The sequence below is a fragment of the Dysosmobacter sp. genome (assembly GCF_034093755.1).
Taxonomy (GTDB): domain Bacteria; phylum Bacillota; class Clostridia; order Oscillospirales; family Oscillospiraceae; genus Oscillibacter.
Genome location: NZ_JAXEBZ010000021.1, coordinates 55387 through 78231, shown reverse-complemented (window position 1 = coordinate 78231; position 22845 = coordinate 55387). Strand labels below are relative to the sequence as shown.

22 protein-coding genes, 2 tRNA genes and 1 pseudogene are annotated in these 22845 nt (G+C 64.7%); 20 read left to right on the top strand and 5 right to left on the bottom strand.

Features of this window, described 5'->3' with window-relative positions; translation table 11 throughout:
- Positions 1-48 precede the first annotated feature (48 nt).
- Positions 49-1014, bottom strand: coding sequence for a hydroxyacid dehydrogenase (locus tag SOX55_RS02540; protein ID WP_325285864.1), 966 nt, complete (start codon positions 1012-1014; stop codon positions 49-51).
- Positions 1015-1252: 238 nt separating this feature from the next.
- Entirely contained in the window at positions 1253-2758 is a 1506-nt protein-coding gene (locus SOX55_RS02535) for an S-layer homology domain-containing protein (protein ID WP_325285863.1), read from the bottom strand.
- A 395-nt stretch (positions 2759-3153) separates the two neighbouring features.
- Between SOX55_RS02535 and recJ the strand changes: the two genes are divergently transcribed.
- The 13 genes and pseudogenes from recJ to yabQ form a co-directional block, all read left to right on the top strand.
- Positions 3154-5214 (top strand): single-stranded-DNA-specific exonuclease RecJ, encoded by a 2061-nt coding sequence (gene recJ / locus SOX55_RS02530; RefSeq protein ID WP_325285862.1) that lies wholly within the window; start codon positions 3154-3156, stop codon positions 5212-5214.
- Between the two features lie 31 nt (positions 5215-5245).
- Positions 5246-7483: a RelA/SpoT family protein gene (locus SOX55_RS02525; RefSeq protein WP_325285861.1), complete on the top strand. Its 2238-nt coding sequence runs from the start codon at positions 5246-5248 to the stop codon at positions 7481-7483.
- A 349-nt stretch (positions 7484-7832) separates the two neighbouring features.
- Positions 7833-8279, top strand: a complete 447-nt coding sequence (dtd, locus tag SOX55_RS02520; protein WP_325285860.1) for a D-aminoacyl-tRNA deacylase — start codon at positions 7833-7835, stop codon at positions 8277-8279.
- A 19-nt stretch (positions 8280-8298) separates the two neighbouring features.
- Positions 8299-8931 (top strand): MBL fold metallo-hydrolase, encoded by a 633-nt coding sequence (locus tag SOX55_RS02515; protein ID WP_325285859.1) that lies wholly within the window; start codon positions 8299-8301, stop codon positions 8929-8931.
- A gap of 3 nt (positions 8932-8934) precedes the next feature.
- Complete coding sequence (hemZ, locus tag SOX55_RS02510; RefSeq protein WP_325285858.1) at positions 8935-10404, top strand: coproporphyrinogen dehydrogenase HemZ; 1470 nt, start codon at positions 8935-8937, stop codon at positions 10402-10404.
- A 26-nt stretch (positions 10405-10430) separates the two neighbouring features.
- Positions 10431-11366, top strand: coding sequence for a uridine kinase family protein (locus SOX55_RS02505; protein ID WP_325285857.1), 936 nt, complete (start codon positions 10431-10433; stop codon positions 11364-11366).
- A 44-nt stretch (positions 11367-11410) separates the two neighbouring features.
- A complete protein-coding gene (locus tag SOX55_RS02500) occupies positions 11411-11803 on the top strand; it encodes a hypothetical protein (protein WP_325285856.1) in 393 nt (130 codons plus the stop codon).
- A gap of 40 nt (positions 11804-11843) precedes the next feature.
- Entirely contained in the window at positions 11844-13454 is a 1611-nt protein-coding gene (locus tag SOX55_RS02495) for a putative polysaccharide biosynthesis protein (protein WP_325285855.1), read from the top strand.
- A 56-nt stretch (positions 13455-13510) separates the two neighbouring features.
- On the top strand, positions 13511-14317 hold the full coding sequence (gene mazG / locus SOX55_RS02490) for a nucleoside triphosphate pyrophosphohydrolase (RefSeq protein ID WP_325285854.1): 807 nt from the start codon (positions 13511-13513) through the stop codon (positions 14315-14317).
- A 74-nt stretch (positions 14318-14391) separates the two neighbouring features.
- Entirely contained in the window at positions 14392-14667 is a 276-nt protein-coding gene (locus SOX55_RS02485) for an HU family DNA-binding protein (protein WP_325285853.1), read from the top strand.
- 64 nt (positions 14668-14731) lie between these two features.
- Positions 14732-14971, top strand: a complete 240-nt coding sequence (locus tag SOX55_RS02480; protein ID WP_325285852.1) for an RNA-binding S4 domain-containing protein — start codon at positions 14732-14734, stop codon at positions 14969-14971.
- A gap of 44 nt (positions 14972-15015) precedes the next feature.
- A complete protein-coding gene (locus SOX55_RS02475; protein ID WP_325285851.1) occupies positions 15016-15297 on the top strand; it encodes a YabP/YqfC family sporulation protein in 282 nt (93 codons plus the stop codon).
- Positions 15254-15502 (top strand): annotated as a pseudogene (yabQ, locus tag SOX55_RS11095) (spore cortex biosynthesis protein YabQ); the annotation flags it as partial. The gene SOX55_RS02475 and the pseudogene yabQ, both read left to right, overlap by 44 nt.
- Here the strand turns inward: yabQ and SOX55_RS02470 are convergent.
- Complete coding sequence (locus tag SOX55_RS02470; RefSeq protein WP_325285850.1) at positions 15436-15666, bottom strand: hypothetical protein; 231 nt, start codon at positions 15664-15666, stop codon at positions 15436-15438. The pseudogene yabQ and the gene SOX55_RS02470 sit on opposite strands and share 67 nt — an antisense overlap.
- A 101-nt stretch (positions 15667-15767) precedes the next feature.
- Between SOX55_RS02470 and SOX55_RS02465 the strand changes: the two genes are divergently transcribed.
- The 3 genes from SOX55_RS02465 (at position 15768) to hpf (ending at position 17525) form a co-directional block, all read left to right on the top strand.
- Complete coding sequence (locus SOX55_RS02465) at positions 15768-16064, top strand: septum formation initiator family protein (RefSeq protein ID WP_325285849.1); 297 nt, start codon at positions 15768-15770, stop codon at positions 16062-16064.
- 85 nt (positions 16065-16149) lie between these two features.
- A complete protein-coding gene (locus SOX55_RS02460) occupies positions 16150-16608 on the top strand; it encodes a S1 RNA-binding domain-containing protein (RefSeq protein ID WP_325285848.1) in 459 nt (152 codons plus the stop codon).
- A gap of 368 nt (positions 16609-16976) precedes the next feature.
- Positions 16977-17525, top strand: a complete 549-nt coding sequence (hpf, locus tag SOX55_RS02455; protein WP_325285847.1) for a ribosome hibernation-promoting factor, HPF/YfiA family — start codon at positions 16977-16979, stop codon at positions 17523-17525.
- A gap of 430 nt (positions 17526-17955) precedes the next feature.
- On the opposite strand, the gene gap is transcribed toward hpf, so the two are convergent.
- Positions 17956-18978 carry a type I glyceraldehyde-3-phosphate dehydrogenase gene (gap, locus tag SOX55_RS02450; RefSeq protein WP_325285846.1) on the bottom strand — a complete coding sequence of 341 codons (1023 nt, stop codon included), beginning with the start codon at positions 18976-18978 and terminating at the stop codon, positions 17956-17958.
- A 338-nt stretch (positions 18979-19316) separates the two neighbouring features.
- Between gap and SOX55_RS02445 the strand changes: the two genes are divergently transcribed.
- The 4 genes from SOX55_RS02445 to SOX55_RS02430 all read left to right on the top strand — a co-directional run bounded on the left by SOX55_RS02445 (position 19317) and on the right by SOX55_RS02430 (position 21629).
- Positions 19317-20135, top strand: a complete 819-nt coding sequence (locus tag SOX55_RS02445; protein WP_325285845.1) for a sensor histidine kinase — start codon at positions 19317-19319, stop codon at positions 20133-20135.
- Between the two features lie 28 nt (positions 20136-20163).
- Positions 20164-21207 (top strand): tRNA 2-thiouridine(34) synthase MnmA, encoded by a 1044-nt coding sequence (gene mnmA / locus SOX55_RS02440; protein ID WP_325285844.1) that lies wholly within the window; start codon positions 20164-20166, stop codon positions 21205-21207.
- 248 nt (positions 21208-21455) lie between these two features.
- Positions 21456-21542, top strand: a tRNA-Leu gene (locus SOX55_RS02435).
- An 11-nt stretch (positions 21543-21553) separates the two neighbouring features.
- Positions 21554-21629 (top strand) — tRNA-Met (locus SOX55_RS02430).
- A gap of 154 nt (positions 21630-21783) precedes the next feature.
- Here the strand turns inward: SOX55_RS02430 and SOX55_RS02425 are convergent.
- Positions 21784-22812 (bottom strand): hypothetical protein, encoded by a 1029-nt coding sequence (locus tag SOX55_RS02425; RefSeq protein ID WP_325285843.1) that lies wholly within the window; start codon positions 22810-22812, stop codon positions 21784-21786.
- Positions 22813-22845: the final 33 nt, after the last annotated feature.

Genomic DNA, 22845 nt, shown 5'->3' with positions numbered 1-22845 from the left:
GTCTCAAGCAGGCCGCGGAATCGCGGCCTGCTTTTTGCTTCAGAACAATCAGTTGTGCTTGGGAGCGGGGCAGACGGGAGCCTCGCCGTTGAACACGCGGACAATGTCCTCGCAGCAGCTGAGGGTGCAGCGGATGACGGAGTCCTCGGTGGCGGCGCCCATGTGGGGAGTCAGCACCACGTTCTCCCGGGTCAGGAAGGGATGGTCCATGGGCAGGGGCTCCTGCTCGAACACGTCCAGGGCGGCGTTGGCCAGCTTGCCCTCGTCCAGGGCGCGGATCAGATCCTCCTCCACGATCAGATCGCCGCGGGCGCAGTTGATGAAGGAAGCGGTGGGCTTCATGCTGCTGAACTGGGCGTAGCCCACGCTGTAGCGGGTGGCGTCGTTGGACTGCATGTGGATGGAAACGTAGTCGGCTTCCTTCCAGACCTCCTCGGCGGTGGGACGCAGCTCGATGGGCTCGCGGAGCATCTCGGGCTTCAGGAAGGGATCGTAGCCGATGACCTTCATGCCGAAGCCGTGGATGGCGATGTGGGCGAACAGCTGGCTGATGCGGCCGCAGCCGATCAGGCCCAGCACGTGGCCCTGCAGGTCATGGGTGCCGGTGAGGGTGTAGCGGACGTTGAAGTTGCCGCGGCGCATCTCGCAGTCCACATAGCGGGCACGCTGAGCGCACTCCAGCAGCAGCATGGTGGCGTGCTCCGCCACGGTCTGGGCGTTGCCGGCGGGGGAGAACACCACCTGGATGCCCTTCTCGGCGGCGTAGGCCAGGTCCATGTTGTCCAGGCCGGCGCCCTGCTTGGCGATGACCTTCAGGTTGGCGCTGGCGTCCATCATGGCGTGGGTGATCTTGTCCACGCGGCAGTAGATGGCGTCCACCTGGTTCTCGGTGATCTCCTTCAGGAAGCCCTCTTCGCTGTCATACTGAGAGGTGATAACCTCCACGCCGTGCTCCGCCAGATACTTGTGGCCGGCCTCGTCCATGTGCTTCAGGGTAAGTACTTTGTAACCCATGTTGCTGTTCCTCCTCTAAAAATTATATGTTCGTTTGATTGATCCGCCTTAAAAATGAAAGAAAACTTGCAGGCGAAAACTGTTGTTTTCGCCGAAAAAACTGAGCTATTCTCCACTCAAGCTTATTCTATCGGTCTTTTCCCCGGAAGTCAACACAGCTTTTTGAAAATCATGAATAAAAACCTGCATTCTTTTTTGCCATTTCTGACAGGGACGGCAAAAGCCCGGCCGTTCGCCGTCACGCAAGGCCCTCCAGCAGCTCCTCCGAGGCGTCCCCAATGCCGCTGAGACAGACGCTGTCCACGCCGAAGAAGGCCCCCAGGCGGGTCCGGGCCTCCGCCGCCCGGCCGGTGTGGTACCACACCACCGTCCGCAGGTCTCCCACGGTGCGGCTCAGGTAGCCGTCGGCGTAGCGGGCGGAGTAATACCGCTCCGTCAGCGGGTCCGCCAGCAGCTCCGCCAGCTTCTCCGCCGAATAGTAGGAGACGCCGCCCCGGTTCCCCTCCCGGCCCAGGCCGGAGGTGGTGAGCCACAGGCTGCACTTGCTCAGGTCCGTGCTGTCGCTGAGGGCGGCCAGGGCGTAGTAGACCTCCTCCAGCGGCTCCTGGGGCATGGTGGGGAAGCCGCCGGTCTGGGTGTCATAGCGGCAGGTGCGGAGAATCAGCCGGTCCGCCGTCTCCGCCAGTGCGGCATAGTCGTAGCCGTACCGGGTGCCGTCGCTCTCCGGAGCGTCTGCCGCCACGTACAGCAGCTTGTCGCCCAGCTCCGTCCGCAGCGCCTCCGCCAGCGCGGTGTAGGCCTTCCGCCGGTTCTCCGGCAGCTTTGACACGTCCAGCAGGACGCCGTCATAGGCCTCCGCCTCCGCCGCGATGGCCCGGGCAATGGCGGCCGGTTTGTCCTGCAGGCCGGTCTGGCTGCCGGAGACTCCCAGCAGCACTTTGGCCCCGGAGGCCCGCACCGCGTCCCGGGCAGCGGCGGCAGTCTCCGCCGCCGGCAGGGAGGACAGTCCGCCCACCGAGGTGAGCCGGGGGCCGCTGAGGGCCACCGCGCCGCAGCCCCGGAAGTCCGTCAGCTGCTCCGCGAAGGTGGTAACGCCGATGCGCTCCGGCGCCCCGGCCTTCCAGCGGTCATACACCCGCATCAGCATCACCACCGCCTGCTCCCGGGTGGCAGCCCGGTCCGGGGCAAAGGAGCCGTCGCCGGCACCCTGGGAGATGCCCAGGTAATAGGCCATGGTCAGGTACCCCTGGTTGGTGGTCACGTCGCCGAAGGGGCACTCCAGCCCCTGGTCCAGCCCCGCCAGAGCCGTGAAGCCCAGGGCACGCACCAGCATCACCGCCATCTCCTCCCGGGTGATGGGGTCATCCGGCCGGAAATTCTCCGCCTTGCGCACCACGGCGCCGTTGGCGCAGGCGGTCTCCACCGCGCTGTAGTACCAGGCGGCGGGGTTCCGGTTGTCGGCGAAGGACCCCTGGGAGGGGGTCTGCATCTCCCAGCCGAAGAAGCGGCACAGCACCACCGTGAAGGCGGCCCGGGTCATGGGGCGGCCCAGGCCGAACTCCGCTGCGCTGACGCCCTGCACCAGCCCCGCGTCCACCGCCCGGCGGATCTCCGACGCCGCCCAGTGGCCGGCGGGCACATCCCGGAAGCCTGTGTCGGAAGCGGCAGCGGCGGCCGGCGCCGCGGCCGAGGCCGTCAGCAGGCACAACAGGCACACCGCCAGCCATCGTTTCAGTCGATTCATGTGTCATCCTCCCAAAATCCGTGATTTCCGAGGGTATTTCCTCTTTTTCAAAATGGTCTCACCGAGTTCGCGCCCGCAGGCGCGAAAAAAACAAATTGATTTTCTGCCGCGGCGTGTACGTGGCAGAAAATACTTCTCGGTCCGCAAGTGTGCGAGCCGTCCGCCTTCAGCGGACGGCGAGTGCGCGCGGCGGAGCGCATCTTTCTCGAAAAAGCGGCTCTGCCGCTTTTTCGAAAGTCTTAGACATTTGTTTATTGTACCAGAGGACCGGCGGGCAGTCAAAGGAATCCCGTCGATTGACGATAATTTTCTTTACGTTTGCAGGCAGCTTTGCTATAATAGAGTGGTTAATGTGGAGTTTTGTTTGCTTTGGCAGACAGAGAGGAGGTCTCCGGATGAAATACGAAAAATGGATGATCGGCACACCGCGGCAACAGGATGTGGACCTCCTGCGCTCCGCCGGTTATCCCTATCTGCTCAGTACGGTGCTGGCCGCCCGGGGGATTACCACCCCGGAGGACGCCGCCGTGTTTCTGGACCGGGAGCGGAAGCTGTCCCATTCCCCCCTGCTGATGCGGGACATGGACAAGGCGGTGGACCGCATCCAGCGGGCCATTGCCCACGGCGAGACCATTGCCGTGTTCGGCGACTATGACGTGGACGGCATCACCTCCACCGTGGTGCTGATGGACTACCTGTGCCGGTGCGGCGCCAGATGCCTGCGCTACATCCCCCGGCGCATCGAGGACGGCTACGGCCTGTCCCGGGATGCCATCCGGGGCCTGCACGACCAGGGCGCCACCCTGATGATCACCGTGGACTGCGGCGTCACCGGCAACGAGGAGGTGGACTACGCCAACTCCCTGGGCATGGACGTGGTGATCACGGACCATCACGAGTGCAAGTTCCCCCTGCCCAACGCCCTGGCGGTGGTGGACCCCCACCGGCCGGACTGCCATTACCCCTTCCCCCATCTGGCGGGCGTGGGCGTGGCGCTGAAGCTGGTGCTGGCCCTGGGCGGCGAGTCCCGGGAGGACGCCCTGTTCGCCCGGTACTGCTCCCTGGCGGCCATCGGCACCATCGCCGACGTGATGCTGATGGAGGGCGAGAACCGCACCATTGTGTACAGCGGTCTGGAGGCCCTGTCCCACACGGACTTTGTGGGCATACGGACGCTTCTGAAGGAGGCGGGGCTGCAGGGCAAGCCCATCACCTCCATCCAGGTGGGCTTTGTGCTGGCGCCCCGCATCAACGCCGCCGGGCGCATGGGCGCGGCGGACCTGGCGGCGGACCTGCTGATGACCTCCGACAGCGCGGAGGCGGAGCGGCTGGCCCGGCAGCTGTGCGAACTGAACCGGGAGCGCCAGAGCGTGGAGCAGGCCATCTGCCTGGACGCCATTTCCCAGATTGAAAGGCTGCCGGAGGAGGCCCGCAGCGCACTGGTACTGGCCAGCGAGGACTGGCACCAGGGCGTGGTGGGCATTGTGGCTTCCCGGCTTTCGGAAAAATACTCCTGCCCCAGCTTCATGATCCATCTGAAGGACGGCACGGGCAAGGGCTCCTGCCGCTCCTACGGCGGATTCAACCTGTTTTCCGCCCTGGAGTCCTGCGCCGACCTGCTGGAGGGCTTCGGCGGCCATGAGCTGGCGGCGGGCTTCACCATCCGGGAGGAGAATATCGACGCCTTCCGCCAGCGGATGAACCGGTTCGTCCGCTCCTCCATGGACGGAGAGCTGCCGGTGTCCTCCCTGGAGATCGACGCCCCCATTCTCGCCCCCGCCGCCGTGACGCTGGCGGAGGTGGAGCACCTCTCCCAGCTGGAGCCCTACGGCTCCGGCAACCCCCGGCCGGTGTTCGCCCTGCTGGGTGCCACGGTGGACTCCCTCCAGACCGTGGGCCAGGGCCGCCACCTGAAGCTGCGGCTCAGCAAGGGCACCTGCCGCTTCGACGCCATTTTCTTCTCCGCCACGGCGGAGAGCTGCGGCGTGGCCGCCGGCAGCCGGGTGGACGCCGCCTTCTATCTCCAGGCCAACTCCTTCCGGGGCCAGACCACCCTGCAGCTGCAGCTCATTGACATCCGTCCCTCCCTCACCGCCAGCCGCCACGAGGCGGAGGCCATCGCCCTGTGCCGCCGGTGCTGTGCCGGCGAACCGCTGACGCCCCAGGAGCGGTCCCGGCTGCGGACCTCCCGGGAGCAGTTCGGCGTGTACTGGACGCTGCTGGAGCGCCGTCTCCGCCGGGGCAAGGTATCAGAGACGGAGCTGCCGCTGCTGCGGCAGCTGGCAGCGGAGGCCGGCGGCAGCGAGAGCTTCCTCCGGGCCGCCCTGGCCATGGAGGTCTTTGCCGAGCGGGGATTGCTGCATCTGTCCCGGGGAGACGGGCGCCTGACCCTCAGTCTCGTCCCCACCCAGGGAAAGGTGGACCTGTTCGCCTGTCCCTACCTATCCGCGCTTTGATTCCATCTTCTTCCGACAGGAGCTGACTGATATGCTGATTACCACCGACGAGGAAATCCGGGCCGAATACGACAAACTGGAAAAAACCATCCGGGGCTACAACCCCTCGGCGGACTTCGCCCAGATCCGGGCCGCCTTCGAGTTTGCCGACCTGTGCCACAAAAACCAGCGGCGCAAAAGCGGCGAGCCCTATATCATCCACCCGCTGGCGGTAGCCCAGATCGTGGCGGAGGAGCTGAAGCTGGACTCCGAGTCCATCGAGGCCGCCCTGCTCCACGACTGCATTGAGGACACCGCCGCCACCCACGAGCAGATTGCCAAGCTGTTCAGCCCCACGGTGGCGGACCTGGTGGACGGCGTCAGCAAGCTGACCCGCATCCAGTACGCCACCAAGGAAGATGAGCAGATGGAGAACCTGCGCAAGATGCTCATCGCCATGTCCAAGGACATCCGGGTCATTCTCATCAAAATCTCCGACCGGCTCCACAACATGCGGACCATGGAGTACCAGTCCCCCGCCAAGCAGAAGCAGAAATCCCTGGAGACCATGGAAATCTACGCCCCCATCTCCCACCGGCTGGGCATGCAGCGCATCAAGTGGGAGCTGGAGGACCTGTCGCTGAAGTATCTGGACCCCATCGGCTACGAGGAGATTGTCTCACGTCTCTCCGCCCGGCAGGCGGAATACGACGCCTTCATGGAAAAGACCCAGAACCAGATTCACCAGCGGCTGGAGGAGCTGGGCATCCACCACATTGTCTACGGCCGCATCAAGCACCCCTACTCCATCTACCGCAAGATGTTCAACCAGAACAAGTCCCTGGATGAAATCTTCGACCTGTTCGCCTTCCGGGTGGTGGTGGACACCGTGGGCGACTGCTACAACGTGCTGGGCGTCATCCACGATCTGTACAAGCCCATTCTGGGCCGGTTCAAGGACTATATCGGCACCCCCAAGCCCAACGGCTACCAATCCCTCCACACCACCGTCATGGGCGGCGACGGCCTGCAGTTCGAGGTGCAGATCCGCACCCGGGAGATGCATGAGATCGCCGAGTACGGCGTGGCCGCCCACTGGAAGTACAAGCAGGGCGGCGCCGGCTCCGGCACCGAGGGCCGCTACGAGTGGGTCCGGCGCCTGCTGGAGAACCAGGAGGGCACCGACGCCGAGGAGTATATCCACTCCCTGAAGGTGGACATGTTCGCCGACGAGGTGTTCGTGTTCACCCCCAACGGCGACGTGCAGAACCTGCCCGCCGGCGCCACCCCCATCGACTTCGCCTATTCCGTCCACTCCGCCGTGGGCAACCGGATGGTGGGCGCCAAGGTGAATAACCGCATTGTGCCCCTGGACTCCACCCTGAAAAACGGCGACATTGTGGAGATCATCACCTCCAAGGCCTCCAAGGGCCCCAGCCGGGACTGGCTGAAAATCGCCAAGTCCAGCGAGGCCCGCAGCAAAATCCGCCAGTGGTTCAAAAAGGAGAAGCGGGAGGAGAACATTGCCAACGGCCGGGCCGCCCTGGAGGCGGAGCTGAAGCACGTGGGCATCTCCATGAAGGAGGTGCTGCAGCCGGAAAACCTGCACCTGCTGCTGAAGCGGTCCTCCTACAGCACGCTGGATGACCTGTACGCCGCCATCGGCTACGGCGGCTTCACCGCCCAGAAGGCGGTCAGCCGCCTGCAGGGCGAGCTGAGCCGCACCGCCAAGCTGAAGGCGGAAAAGGCGGCTGCCGCCGCCCTGGCGGAGGAGAAGCCCGCCGACGAAAAGGCCGCTCCTGCCCCCGCCCCCGTGAAAAAGCCCCGCAGCCAGGAGGGCATCGTGGTGGAGGGGCTGGACAACTGCCTGGTGAAGTTCTCCAAGTGCTGCACCCCCGTCCCCGGCGACGAGATTGTGGGCTTTATCACCCGGGGCTACGGTGTGTCCGTCCACCGGGCAGACTGCCCCAACGCCAGCGCCGCCCGCCGGGGCGCCCCCGGCCAGGAGGGCCGGTGGCTGAAGGTCTCCTGGGGTGACAACGTCAATGACACCTACCAGACCTCCGTGGAGCTGGTGTGCAAGGACCGGGCCAACCTGCTGCTGGACGTGTCCACGGCCCTGTCCGTCACCAACACCAACGTGGTGAGCATCCAGACCCGCAGCACCGATGACCATTTCGCCATGTTCCACGTGGAGATCAACGTCCGCAACGGCCAGCACCTGCGGGAGATCATGAACAAGCTGAATCAGATCTCCGGGGTACTGAAGGTCACCCGTCCGGCCGGCTGACCTTCCTCCTTCGCAAACGCTGCGCTGGTTTGCTCAGAAGACGCCAGTGACATCGGTCACTGGTGAACGCGCCCAGGGCGCTTAGGTCAAAGTATTTTTCCGCCGCCGCAGCGTTAAGAAAACATGCCGGCGTCATGTTTTCAGCGGAGGCCGCAGCGGCTATGCCGCGAGGAGACGCACTCCGTGCCGCGGCAAAAATCATTTCAATTCTTTCGTCCGCCTGCGGGCGGACGAAAACGGGAACCTACGGTTCCCCGTCCCCTCCCTTTTCTGCCTGCTGCCACAGGCGAACCGGGAAAACCCGCAGGGTTTTCCCCTTTCCCCATCCGGAATTTTAAGGAGGAACTCTATGCGCGCTGTTGTTACCCGGGTGAACCACGCCGCTGTGGCCATCGGCGGCGAGACCGTGGGCCGGATCGGCCGGGGCTTTCTCATTCTGCTGGGCGTCACCCACGATGACACCGAGGCCCAAGCCAAAAAGCTGGCGGACAAAATCTGCTCCCTGCGCATTTTTGAGGATGAAGCCGGGAAAATGAACATCGGGCTGGACCAGGTGGGCGGCGAGCTGCTGATCGTCTCCCAGTTCACCCTGTACGGCAGCTGCCGCCACGGCCGCCGCCCGGATTTCCTGGCCGCCGCCCGGCCGGAGACCGCCATCCCCCTTTACGAGACATTCGTGTCCCTGTGCCGGGAGAAGGGCTTCCACACGGAAACCGGCCAATTTGGCGCCGACATGCAGGTGACGTCGGAAAACGACGGCCCCCTGACGCTGATTCTGGACACTGCCGACTTATGATGAATACGAGGTGAACGCCATGAAAGTCCTGTCCATGCAGGTCGCCCCTCTGGGCACCAACTGCTACCTTCTCTGCGACGAGGAGGCCAAATGCTGCGCCGTGGTGGACCCCGGCGGAGACGCGGGCCGCATCGCCGGCGCCATTGACGGCCGGGAGTACGCCCTCACCGCCATCCTCCTGACCCACGCCCACTATGACCACACCGGCGCCGTGGCGGAGCTGCGCCAACGGTATCCCGGCGCGGCGCTGTATCTCAACCGCCGGGACGCGGAAGTGCTGGGCCAGGCCATCCCCGGCGCCATGTCCGACCAGCTGTTCCCCGCCCTGCCCGGCCCCGTGCTGGACTGCGGCGAGGGGGACACCATCGCCGTGGGCGGGCTGCAGGTGGAGGTACTCCACACCCCCGGCCACTCCCTGGGCTCCGTGGTGTTCCGGTGCGGCGACGTGCTGTTCACCGGCGACACCCTGTTCGCCGGGTCCTGCGGCCGGACGGACCTCTACGGCGGCAGCATGCAGGACATGCTGTCCTCCCTCCGCCGCCTGGGGCAGCTGGAGGGCGATTTTGCCGTGCTGCCCGGCCACATGGACACCTCCAGCCTGGATCTGGAGCGCTCCACCAACTACTACATGACCATGGCCATGCGGGGTTGAGCCATGCGGATTACATTCGTCGGACACAACGAGGTCTACGCCGCGGAGCAGTCCCTGCTGGCATTGTTTCCGGAGGAAAAGCTGACCTACGGGCCGCCGGAGCCGGCGGACACCCGCTGGGCCGTGCTCTCCATGGAGGAGCGGGAGGGCCGCTGCCGCTTCACCACGGAGCTCCACTGGGACGGAAATACCGCCGTCCGGGAGTGGAGCGAGACGCTCAGCGGCACCGACTATGAAAACGAGGGCCTGCGCCGCCGCTGTCTGGGCAAAAGCGTGTTTCTGGCCGCCCGGGACGCCGCCGGCATCGCCCCCGCCTGGGGCAGCCTCACCGGCGTCCGCCCCGCCAAGGTGGCCGCGAAGCTGCTGCGGCAGGGCGCGGAACCGGAGGAGGCCGTCCGCCGGCTGGAGGAGGAGTACTACGTCACCCATGACCGGGCGGTGCTGGCGGCGGAGGCGGCTCGGGCCGGCCTGGACGCCGCCGCGGGTCTCTCCCGGCGGGACATCGCCGCCTATATCGGCATTCCCTTCTGCCCCACCCGCTGCGCCTACTGCTCCTTCGTCTCCAGCAGCGTGGAGCGGTCGCTGCGGCAGGTAGAGCCGTATCTGGAGGCGCTGCTGGAGGAGGTCCGGGCCGCGGGAGAGCTGACCCGCCGCCATGCCCTCCGGGTCCGGGCCTTCTACATGGGCGGCGGCACCCCCACCACGCTGTCCGCCGGTCAGATGGACCGGCTGCTCACCGCCTTTGAATCCGCCTTCGACCTGTCGGCCTGCGCCGAAACCACCATCGAGGCAGGCCGTCCCGACACCATTGACCCGGAGAAGCTGGCGGTGCTGCGGCGCCACGGCGTCACCCGGGTGTCCGTGAACCCCCAGACCATGGAGGACCGGGTGCTGCGGGCCATCGGCCGCCGCCACACGGCGGCGGACACCCGCCGGGCCATGGAGCAGGTGGCCGCTGCCGGGTTCCAACACGTGAACATGGACCTGATCGCGGGACTGCCGGAGGACACCCCGGAGGGCTTCCGCCGGTCCCTGGACGAGTGCATCGCCCTGGGGGCCAACAACATCACCGTCCACACCCTCAGCCTGAAAAAGGGCAGCACCATCCTGACGGAGGGGCTGCGCATTCCTCCGGCGGAGGCGGTGGCGGAGATGCTGGACTACGCCGCCCCCACCCTCCGCGCCGCCGGCTACGCCCCCTACTACCTCTACCGGCAGAAGTACATGTCCGGCAGCTTTGAGAACGTGGGCTGGTGCCGCCCCGGCGGGGAGAACCTGTACAACATCTATATCATGGAGGAGCTGTGCTCCATCCTGTCCATGGGCGCCGGCGGCTCCACCAAGATGGTGGGCCCGGCGGACAGGCGCATCACCCGGGCCTTCAACCTGAAATACCCCCAGGAGTATATCGCCCGCCCGGAGAAGTGGCAGGCCAACCAGGCGGAGTTCGCCGCCTTCTACGCAGAGGAATAACCACCACGGGAAAGGAGTACTGTACCATGGCATATTCTCTGGAGACCATCAACACTGCCGTCCGCAGCGACCCGGCAGCCTTCGCCGCGGAGTGCGAAGCCGCCCACGAAAAGAAAATCCGGGACGCCGCCCGCCGCATCGCCGCCCACCGGGACCAGTCCCACATCATCCTGCTGTCCGGTCCCTCCGGCTCCGGCAAGACCACCACTGCCATGATGATTGAAAAGTGCCTGGATGACAGCGGCGTGGAGACCCACACCGTGTCCATGGACAACTATTTCAACACCGTGGACCCGGAGACCGCCCCCCGGACCCGGGAGGGCGCCATCGACTACGAGTCCCCCTTCTGCCTGGACATTGAGCTTCTGAACCGGCACTTCGCCATGCTGGACCGGGGAGAGACCATCCACATCCCCAAGTACGAGTTCGCCCGGCAGATGCGCTCCGACACCCTGTCCCAGGCCATGCACCTGGGGAAGGATGAGCTGGTGATCTTCGAGGGCATCCACGCCCTCAACGACGTGATTGTGGGCAAGAATCCGGAGGCCTTCAAGCTGTACATCGCCGCCCGGTCCAACGTGGTGGACGCGGACGGCCAGGTGGTGTTCCAGCACGCGTGGCTGCGGCTTTGCCGCCGCATTGTGCGGGACTTCAAGTTCCGGGGCTGCGGCGCCCGGACCACCATGAAGCTGTGGCCCAACGTCCGCCGGGGCGAGAAGCTGTACATCTCCCCCTACAAGGAAAACGCCAGCCTCATGTTCGACTCCTCCCTGGCCTACGAGCTCTCCGTGCTGAAGCCCTACGTGGTGCCGCTGCTGGAGGAGCTGCCCCGGGGTGAGTTCCCGGAGGCGGACCAGATTCTGAAGGCCTGTCAGGCCATTGAGCCCATGGAAGACAAATACGTGCCGGAGAACTCCCTGATCCGGGAGTTCATCGGCGGCAGCAGCTATCACGCCTATTGAGCATGGCGGCGGAAGCCGCCGCAGGGAGGAAAGGAGAACGTCCCATGGATGAAAAACTGCAGGAGCTGCAGGAAAAGGCCCGGCAGACCTGCCGCCGCGCCTCCTCCGCCGCCGCGGACACGGCGTATCTGGCCATGCACCAGGCCGTCCGCCTGACGGACAGCGCCAGGCTGCGTCTGCAGCTGGCGGAGCTGGAAAACCGGCGGGACCGGGAGCTGCGCCGGGTAGGCCAGCTGGTTTACGCCACCCACACCGGCGACCCCACCGACTCGGAGCAGCTGCTGGAGCAGCTGCGGGTTGTGGATGAGGTCAATGACCGGATCGCCGAAGTCAACGGGGAGCTGGCGCGCCGGAAGGGCGGCCGGCTCTGCCAGCGCTGCGGCGGCGTGTCCGGCGGAGAGGACCGCTTCTGCCGCCACTGCGGCGCCAGGCTGTAAGGTCCCCGTATTCTGAACGTCTGATCGAGGTAATCGCCAAATGTCTAAAGCCAAAAAGCAGTCCTTCCTGGGCGGAGCCGCCATTCTGGCCTCCGCCGTGGCCATCGTCAAGGTCATCGGCGCCATCTACAAAATCCCCTTCGGCAACATTGTGGGCAGCCAGGGCCAGACCTACTTCAACGTGGCCTACAACATCTACAACGTGCTGCTGACCATCTCCACCGCCGGTCTGCCCCTGGCCATCTCCAAGCTCACCAGCCAGGCCCACGCCCAGGGGCGGGAGAATCAGAAGCGGAAGATCTTCCGCACCGCCATCTGGCTGTTCTTCGGCCTGGGTCTGGTGGGCTCCGCCCTGATGTACTTCGGCGCGGCGCAGCTGGCATCCTTCATGAACGAGCCGCTGGGCTACTGGCCCATCCGGGCGCTGGCCCCGGCGGTGTTCTGCGTGTGCCTGCTGGCCTGCATGCGGGGCTACACCCAGGGCCAGGGCAACATGACCCTCACCGCCGTGTCCCAGGTGCTGGAGGCGGTGTGCAAAATGGTGCTGGGGCTGTCCCTGGCGTGGTATTTCCTGCAGCTGGGCAAGGGGCTGGACATCGCCGCCGCCGGCGCCATTCTGGGCGTCACCGTGGGCACCATCCTCTCCATGCTGTTCCTGATGGTCTATCTCATGACCCACCGGGACCGTCTCCCCTCCGCCGACACCCCGGACTCCGGCGGCGCCATCATGCGCCAGGTGCTCTCCATCGGCGTGCCCATCACCCTCAGCAACTCCGCCATGAGCATCATCACCCTCATTGACACCAAGAACGTGCTGGGCCGGCTCCACACCATTCCGGAGCTGGCGGACTCCGCCGCCACGCTGTTCGGCCAGTACCAGTTCGGCATGAACCTCATCAACCTGCCCCCCTCCTTCGTGTTCCCCGTCACCATGAGCCTGATCCCCTTCGCGGCGGCGGCCATGGCCCGGAAGGGCCACGGGGAGGCGGACCGCATCATCTCCTCCGCCTTCCGCATCATCGCCGTGCTGGCCATCCCCGCCGGCGTGGGCCTCAGCGTGGTGGGCGGCAGCGCGCTGATGATGCTCTATCCCGCCCAGCAGACCGACGCCATGGCCGCCGGCCCCCACATGCGCTGGCTGGGCCTTGCCTGCATCTTCATCTGCCTGATGAACCTCACCAACGCCATTCTGCAGACCTACGGAAAAGAGCGCATCCCCATCATCACCGTCATCATCGGCGGCATCACCAAAATCGCCCTGAACTACATTCTGGTGGGCAACCCCGCCATCAACATCCACGGCGCCCCCATCTCCACCCTGTGCTGCTACCTGGTGATTGTGGTGCTGAACCTGGTGTTCGTGTGGATTTACTCCCCGAAAAAGCCCAGATACTTCCAGCTGTTCGCCAAGCCGGTGCTGGCCTCCTGCGTCATGGGGGCTGCCGTGTGGGCCATTCACGGGCTGGTTTACCGCCTGCTCAGCGCCGGCCACTCCGCCTACGGCGCCAACGCCCTGGCCACCATGGTCAGCATCTGCGCCGGCGTGGCGGTGTACGCCGTGCTGGTGGTGGCCCTGCGGATTCTCCGGGCGGAGGACGTGCGGTCCATGCCCAAGGGCGACAAACTGGTGCGGCTGCTGCATCTGAAGTGACTTTTTTCCGTAAACAGCCCGGATATGCTAATTCTTCTTGCAAAGGCGGATAAGATATGGTAGATTTTCAGTGTAAGGAACGTTATGATTACGAGGACCTGCTGCGCGTCATGGCGCTGCTGCGTTCTCCCGGCGGGTGCCCCTGGGACCGGGAACAGGACCACGCGTCCATCCGGCGCAATTTCCTGGAGGAGACCTGCGAGGCCGTGGAGGCCATCGACCGGGGCGACATGCCCGCCCTGTGCGAGGAGCTGGGAGACGTGATGATGCAGGTGGTGTTCCACGCCCGCATGGAAGAGGAGCGGGGCGGCTTCACCATGGACGACGTCATTGACGGCGTCTGCAAAAAGCTGATATACCGCCATCCCCACGTGTTCGGCGGCTCCCTGCAGGCCGACACCAGCGACCAGGTTCTGGTGAACTGGGAGGCCCTGAAGCGGAAGGAAAAGCACCAGCGGTCCACCGCCGACGCGGTGGACGCCGTGGCCCGGACGCTGCCGGGATTGTGGCGGGCGGAAAAGATGCAGTCCAAGGCCGCCAAGGCCGGCTTCCGCTGGCCGGACGCCCACAGCGGCATGGACAAGCTGCGGGAGGAAGTGGACGAGCTGGCCGCCGCGGTGGACACCGGGAATACGGACGGTCACCACGGCGTCCGGGAGGAGATCGGGGACGTGCTGTTCATGGCCGCGCAGGTGGCGGCCAACCACGGCGTGGACCCGGAGGAAGCCCTTCACGCCGCCTGCGACAAGTTTGCCCGCCGGTTCCGGGGCGTGGAGGAGGGGGCGGAAGGCACCCCCCTTTCCGACCTGAGTCCCCGGGAGCTGCTGGAGCTGTGGGACCGCAGCAAGCGGGCAGAGTCCTGACTTTGTGCGTCCGCACTGAGAATAGCGTTTCATTCATTTCATCATACTGAGGAAAACAACAGGAGGAATTTCTTATGAACAAAGCTGAACTGATCAATGCCGTTGCCGCCGCCGCCGACGTCTCCAAGAAGGACGCCGAGGCTGTCATCACCGCCGCCGTGGACACCATCACCGCCGCCCTGCAGGAAGGCGAGAAGGTGCAGCTGGTGGGCTTTGGCTCCTTCGAGGTGAAGAAGCGCGCCGCCCGTACCGGCCGCAACCCCAAGACCAAGGAGGCCATCGAGATCCCCGCCTCCTCCGTCCCCGTGTTCAAGGCCGGCAAGGCCCTGAAGGACGCCGTGGCGAAGTAAGCTGTCTGAATTTCCGACTGCCGGTACGTCTGCGTGCCGGCAGTCTTTCATTGGAGGAACTGTCATGCGACTGGACAAATATCTGAAGGTGTCCCGGCTCATCAAGCGCCGCACCGTGGCCAACGAGGCCTGCGACAACGGGCTGGTGACGGTGAACGGCAAGCCCGCCCGGGCGTCCTATGACGTGAAGGTGGGGGACGTGATCTCCCTGCGCTTCGGCGTGCGCACCGTGACGGTGGAGGTGGTGTCGGTGCAGGAGAACGTGCGCCAGGCGGAGGCCGCCGCCCTGTACAAAGAGGTCTAAGCCCCCTGCCCGCCGCATACACTGGCGGCAGGGAGGGACGACCGATGAACAACGACTATGCCGCGAATTACGCCGCCCACCGGCTGGAGCTGGAGGGGCGGGAACGACTGACCGTCTCCGGCGTGGAGGATGTGGAGCGCTTTGACGAGACGGGCATCGTCATGACCACCTCCGCCGGCGTGCTGACGGTGACAGGCGAGGGCCTCCACATCGGCCAGCTCTCTCTGGAGGGCGGGGAGCTTCACGTGGACGGCCGGGTGGACTCCATCTCCTACGAGGAGGATGACGGAGGGCGGGGCGGCCTGCTGCGCCGCCTGTTCGGCTGACATGGGCAATGAGATCTCCGTCCAGCTGGCCACCTTCGGCCGGTCCATCCTGCTGGGGGCGGGCATCGCCCTGCTGTATGACCTGCTGCGGCCGCTGCGGCTGCGGCATCCCCGGCTCACGTTCCTGGCCGACGGCGCCTACTGCGCCGCGGCGCTGACGGTGACGTTCCTCTTTCTGCTGCGGCAGGTGGAGGGGGTCCCCCGGCTGTACGTGCTGCTGGGGCTGGCGGGGGGCGGGACGCTGTACTTCACGCTGCCGTCTCCGGTGCTGCGGCCGGTGTGGGATTTCTGGGCGGACACGCTGTCCCTGGCCCTCCGGCTGCTGGTCCTTCCGGCGTGGAAGGCGGTGGGACTCGGGAAAAAAATCACCGTCCGCTGCAAAAAGTTCTTTTATTTTGCCCGCAAATGCTATACAATAAGGAAAAATGGCGGGATGGGCCCATCCCGCCGGGAGAGAGGGGGCGTCAGCCATGGCAAAAACGGAAAAGCGTCCGCCAGTCCGGGCCGGCTTTTTCACCAAGGTGCTGCTGTGCGTGCTGCTGGCGGCCCTGGGATTTCAGCTGTACCATCTGCAGGGACAGATGGAGGCAGCCAGAGCACAGCAGCAGCAGCTGGCCGCGCAGGTGGCCCTCCGCCAGCAGGAAAACGACGCCCTGCAGGAGAGCATCGACCACGGCGGCAGCGAGGAAGAGATGAAAAAAATCGCCAGGGATGAGCTGGGCCTGGTGGAACCGAACGAAAAGGTTTTTTACGACACCAGCAACTGACCGGTGTCCGCCCGGCGGGCCATTTGTGTGGGGTCCTCCGGCGGCGCCGCGTTGAAACATCGCGGAAGGAGAAAAAGTAGAACACATGGAGCCTGAGGTTGGGAGCATTCTGGAAGGAAAAGTCACCGCAATCATGAAGTTCGGCGCCTTCGTGGCGTTGGGCAACGGCAGATCCGGGCTGGTACACATCTCGGAGATCGCCAACACCTTCGTCAATGACGTCCACGATTTCCTGCAGGAGGGGCAGACCGTCAATGTCAAGGTCCTGTCCACGGAAAACGGAAAAATCAATCTGTCCATCAAAAAGGCGCTGCCTCCGGAACCCCGCCCCGCCGCAGCCCCCCGCGCCCCCCGGCCGGCGCAGCAGCCCCGTCCCGCCGGCGGCGCCCCCCGGTTCGCCCGGGCGCCCCAGCAGACGCTGGCCCCCTCCGCCGACCTGTCCTTCGAGGACAAGCTGAAGCAGTTCATGACCGCCTCCGAGGGAAAGATGGCGGACCTGAACCGCAACATTGACGGCAAGCGGGGCGGCCGCCGCAGAAAATAAGCACCCGCCATCTCCGGAGCGCCGCTCCGGAGATGGTTTTTTTCCGGTTCCGGGGCGAAAAACCGGGCCGGCAGGCCCCACGCGCAAAAAAACAGCGCTCCGCGCTGTTTTTTTCTTTCCGCTTCCCCGGTTTCGACCGCTTTTTCGCCGGCAGTGCGGTATGCTGTTTCCCGGAAGCTTTCCAATATCCCACCCGCTTGAGCCGCCTGTCCTCCGGGACGGACGGCTCCTTTTTACGCCGCCTTTCCCCAGATTTGAACTTTTTGAAAAGAGAATCCCCCGCCCCCTTTTCAACGGCGCTTTCCTGTGCTATACTGGTTATACGGTGAGGGGGCCATCCTCCCCGCCATACGAAAGGAGCGATAACTATGAAGTGTACCTTTTCCTGCAAGAAAGTCTCCCTGAACGATTCCATCAAGGACTATGCCGAGAAGAAGATTTCCAAGCTGGATCGCTATTTTCAGGAGGAGCCGACTGCTTTCGTAACCTTCTCCGTGGAGAAGAATCACCTCTGCTCCGCTGAGATTACCATCCGCGGCGCCGGAACGCTGCTCCGCGCCCAGACGGAGGCCCCCGACGGCGACATGCGCGGTGCCGTGGACGCGGCCTGCGGCTACATTGAGCGCCAGATCCTGAAGAACAAGACCCGCCTCGCCAAGAAGCTGCGCAGCGAGGCCCTGCCGGTCTCCGCCCCTGAGGACGATTTCGAGGTGGCCGAGGAGAAGGAGTTCGACGTGGTGCGCACCAAGCGCTTCTCCGTGAAGCCCATGAGCACCGAGGAGGCCATTCTGCAGATGAACCTGCTGGACCACTCCTTCTTCGTGTTCCGCAGCGAGGAGACCAACGCCCTGAGCATCGTCTACCGCCGCAACCGGGGCGGCTACGGCCTCATCGAGACTGACGGCGCCGACGAATAATAATCAAAACAATGCCTCGTTTTTTCGACGAGCAAAAGGCTCCGGCTTTCGCCGGAGCCTTTTTTCACTGTCTGCGCCCGGTTGATCCCCGGCATTCTCACAAAAGCGGTCCGTTCAGCGGAAATATCCATAATCGCCGCACCAGCCGCACTCCCATTGCCTGCCGCTGATTTTCACGGGGCTTCCGCAATTGGGGCAGCGGAACGCCGCGGGATTGGGCCTGCCGGCGCCGCTTCCCTGTTGAGAGGAAGGTCCCCGGGGACCTTCCGCACGCCCATTGGCGATCTTCCAGACCGCGAAAACGATGACTGCAGCCGCTATGATCACCCACATCATATCCGTTCCTTCCCCCTGTTTCCGCCATACCCGGCGGTTCAGAAAAGCGCTCCCTTTCCGGCCACGTGCCGGAAAGGGAGCACTTTCGCCTTTGTTACTGGTTATCCACCTGATACATATGGGCCATCAGGTCCAGGATCTTGTTGGTGTAGCCCCACTCGTTGTCATACCAGGCAATCAGCTTGACAAAGTTGTTGTCCAGCATGATGCCGGCGGTCTCGTCGAAAATGCAGGTCTCGGAGAAGCCGGTGAGGTCGGAGGACACCACCTGATCGGTGGTGTAGGAGATGATGCCCCGCATGCTGTTGTGGGCGGCGTTCTCCATGGCCACGCACACGTCATGGTAGGAGGCGGGGTGCTTCAGCCGGGCGGTCAGGTCCACCACGGACACATCGTTGGTGGGAACGCGGAAGCTCATGCCCGTCATCTTGCCCTTCAGCTCCGGAATCACCAGGCCCACGGCCTTGGCGGCGCCGGTGGTGGAGGGGATGATGTTGCCCATGACGCTGCGGCCCGTCCGCCAGTCACGGCCGGCGCGGGAGTCCACGGCCTTCTGCTTGGCGGTGGCGGCGTGGATGGTGCTCATGAGGGCCTGCTCAATGCCGAAGGTATCGTTGATGACCTTGGTCATGGGGGCCAGGCAGTTGGTAGTGCAGGAGGCGTTGGACACCACGTCCATGGTGGGCTCATATTTCAGATGGTTGACGCCCATGACGAAGGTGGGGGTCACGTCATCCTTGGAGGGGGCGGAGATAATGACCTTCTTCGCGCCGTGCTTGAAGTGGGCGGAGGCCTTCTCCGTGGTGCAGTAGGCACCGGTGGACTCGATGATGTACTCCGCGCCGCAGTCATCCCAGGGGATATTGGCGGCGTCAGACTCGCTGTAAACCCGAATCTTCTTGCCATTGACAATCAGGTGCTTGTCATCCCGCTCCACAATGCCCGTAAAGGTACGGAACACCGAGTCATACTTCACCTGATAAACCATATAATCCAGATCCGCGTTGCGCAGGTTGATGCCGCAGATCTGATAGGAGTTGCAGCCTCTCTCCACCATGACCCGCAGGGCCACGCGGCCAATGCGGCCAAAACCATTGATGCCAACTTTGATCGCCATATTGCGTACCTCCACGATTTCACGTTTTCCCGTTTTCCGGCCTCCGCCGGTCTGTCCATTTTCATTATAACGCCTGGATTTTCATTTTGCTTCATTATTTGCGTAAAAAAGTAACGATATTTGCGCAAACTTTTTGTCCGTTTTTTATAAGGCGACGTTTGCGCAATCGTTTTGACCCGATCCTCCCCCTTTTTCGTCCGCTGCCGGCAAATCCGCCGGGAATCCTTGTTTTTTCTCCCGGCGTTTGCTATGATTCTGTTAATTCAGGCAGCGTTTTCCACGGTTCACCGGCCACCTTTGTGTGAATGCTACCCTCAGCAAGCAAAGGAGCGTGGACCATGGAACAAGACGAGTTGGGATCTGCGGAGCAGCTGCTTGCCCGGACGGCTGCCCAGCTCCGCAGCGCCATGGAGGGCATCCCCGCCGCCGCGGCGGCCCTGGCCCCGCCGGAGGACCGGGACGGGGACCCGGCGCTGGACGCCCGGGCGGCCCTGCTGGACCAGGGCTGTTACCGGCTGGGGCGGCTGGCCGCCAATCTCACCATGGCGGCCCGGCTGCAGGGCGGAAGTCCCCTGTATCCGGCAGACCGGGACATTGTGGCTCTCACAGAGCAGGTCTGCCGCCGGTGCGTCTCCCTGGGGGCGCTGCTGGAGCTGAACGTCACGTTCCGCTGCACCCTGCCCGCCCACGTCTGCGCCGTGGACCGGGACAGCTATGAGCATCTGCTGCTGCAGCTGCTGTCCAACGCCTTCAAATTCACCCCCGCCGGCGGCTCCGTCACGGTGGAGCTTCGGCGCGCCTCCGGCCGCGTGCTGCTGTCGGTGTGGGACACCGGCAGCGGGATTCCGGCGGAGCTGCTGCCCACCCTGTTCACCCACTGTCTCCGGCAGGAGGGGCCCTCCGCCCTGCCGCCCCACGGCCTGGGCCTGGGGCTGCTGCTGTGCCGCCGCATCGCTCAGGCCCACGGCGGCAGCATGGTGGCGGAGACCCGGCCCGGTGAGGGCAGCACCGTCACCCTCTCCCTGCCGGACCGGCAGGTGGGCCGCCCCCCGGAGGCGGACCTGCCCGCCGACGGCGCCGGCGGCTTCAACCCCACACTGCTGGGGCTGGCGGATGCCCTGCCCCCTGCCGCCTTCCTCCTGCGGGAGGAGGAGTGACCCACCACCCAAAAGGAGGACTGTTTCCATGAAAAAGCGGGTATTTGTCGGCATGAGCGGCGGCGTGGACAGCGCCGGCGCGGCGCTGCTACTGCAGCAGGCCGGGTATGACGTCACCGGCGTCACCATGTGCCTGCAGCCGGATCAGCCGGCGGAAGGCGACGACCTCCGCTCCGCCCGGGAAACCGCCGCCGCGCTGGGCATCCCCCACCGGGTGCTGGATCTGCGGCAGCGGTTCGCCCGGGAGGTCATGGACCGCTTCGCCGCGGAATACGCCGCCGGGCGGACTCCCAACCCCTGCGTGGACTGCAACCGGGAGATCAAGTTCGGCGCCATGCTGGACTGGGCACTGGAGCAGGGCGCCGACTACATCGCCACCGGCCACTACGCCCAGGTGCGCTTCGATCCGGCCGGCGGCCGCTGGCAGCTGCTGCGGGGGCAGGACCGGGCCAAGGACCAGACCTACTTCCTCTATCAGTTGACCCAGCGCCAGCTGTCCCACCTGCTGCTGCCGGTGGGGGACCGGGACAAGGCCGCCGTCCGTGCTTTGTTGGAGCAGCGGGGCATCCCCTGCGCCCACCGGCCCGACAGTCAGGACATCTGCTTCATCCCCGGCGGGGATTACACCGCCTTCCTCCGCTGCCGGGGCGTCACCGGCGCCCCCGGCGACTTTGTGGATCAAACCGGCCGGGTGCTGGGCCGCCACAAGGGCCAGGAGTGCTACACCATCGGCCAGCGGAAGGGTCTGGGCGTCAGCGCCGGCGCGCCGGTGTACGTCCTGCGGAAGGACTTGTCCCGGAACGCCGTGGTGCTGGGCCCCAACGAAGCCCTGTTCTCCATGGAGCTGACGGCGGAGCGGGTGAACCTGATCTCCGTGGAGCGCCTGACGGAAGCCATGGCCGTCACCGCCAGAACCCGCCACTCCCAGCGGGAGGACGCCGCCATGCTGTACCCCCTGACCGACGGCCGGGTCCGGGTGGTGTTTGACCGGCCCCAGCGGGCCATTACGCCGGGACAGGCGGTGGTGTTTTATGACGGCGACACCGTGGTGGGCGGCGGCACCATCTGTTAAGTACCCGGGGCGGCAGTCCGCCCTCACCGGTCGCTGATCATCCAGCTGTCCTGATAGATCAGATCATCCACATCCCCGCAGCGCAGTACAGACATCTTTCTCTCCTCCTTCAAACTGGCATTTCCATCAGTATATGCGGCCGCCGCCGCAAAGACACGGGAACGGGGGCGAAAAATATTTTCCGGTGACGGTGAATTTGGTGTTGACAACCGGCGGTCACAGTGGTAATATTGTAATGCTGATGATTTGCCGGTGTGGTGAAATCGGTAGACACGGCGGACTTAAAATCCTCTGGTAGCAATACCGTACCGGTTCGAGTCCGGTCACCGGCACCACAATTTGATATCGCGGAGTAGAGCAGTTGGTAGCTCGTCGGGCTCATAACCCGGAGGTCGCAGGTTCAAGTCCTGTCTCCGCAACCATAAACCCCTGAAACCGCAACGGTTTCAGGGGTTTCTTCTGTTGCTGCAGAGAAAAATGCCGTTTTCCAACAACATCTCCTTCATATGGTCCTTCAAAAGACTCCGCCCATCAGGTGTTCCGCCGCTGTTGGTTTATACTATCTCACCGCGGCAGTCAGCAGATGTAGTAGATCACCGGGTTGTCCCGGTCGGCCCGATACGCGGGGGCCGGGTCGGGAAAGTCCAGCCTGAATTCGCTCCCGTCCAGGGTCACGGTGCAATAAACGCCCTCATAGGTTCGGTCCTCCAGCCGGAAGGAATAGGTCTCTCCGGCCTGCCACGCCCGGTTTTCGGTCTGCTCCGTCAGGAAGTATCCGGTGCCGGTCTCGTCCCCGGTCCGCATCACGTAGCCGCTGCTTTTCAGCACCGTCTTTGTGAAGGTCCGCTCAAAGGCGGAGAGTTCAATGTTCCACTCCTCCGCCCGGAACTCCGGGACGGTGAACCAATAGGTGCCCTCCCCGTACCGGAAGCTGCCCCGCAGGGCCGCCAGGGCCTCCCCGTTGGCGTCCTCCGTGCGGCAGCGGCTCTCGGCAGCGTCCAGGTTCCGGATCATCCGCTCCAGGGCCTCCCGGTCCTGCCTGTCCAGATCGTACCAGGTGAACTTCCCGTCCTGCCGGTTGGAAACGCCCAGCAGCCCCGGGGCGACGGCGATTCTTTTGACCAGCTTTCCGCTGCCGTCATAGAAATAGTATTTCCCGGCCTTTCTGTTCTGAGCCTGTTCCAGAACCTCCCTGCCGGTGGTAAAAACATGGGATACCCGGATACCGCTCAGGGCTTCCACCAGGTTGTCCACGTTCTCCCGGTGGGAAAATCTGGCCTGGCCGCTGTCGGGGGCGGTCTGTGCCGTGTCGCAGACCAGGGCGACGGTCTCCGCCTTCATGCGGGCCGGGTGCAGGGGCACACACGCGTAGCCCACCGCCAGCGCCACAATCAGCAGCACCTCCACGGTGAAAGCGGTCTCGGAAAACAGCCACGCCGGCCGTTTTCCGGTGACGCTCTCCAGTACCAGCCCGATGATCCACTGGGTCAGGGAAAAAACGCCCAGCACGATCACGCAATACACCAGGCCGGACAGCATCACAACGCCCATCATCAGACAGGCGATGCCATAGCAGATGCCGGCAGCCAGCGCAAATCCCATCATCGGTGCCGCTCCTTTCCGCAGGTCCCCTCCGGG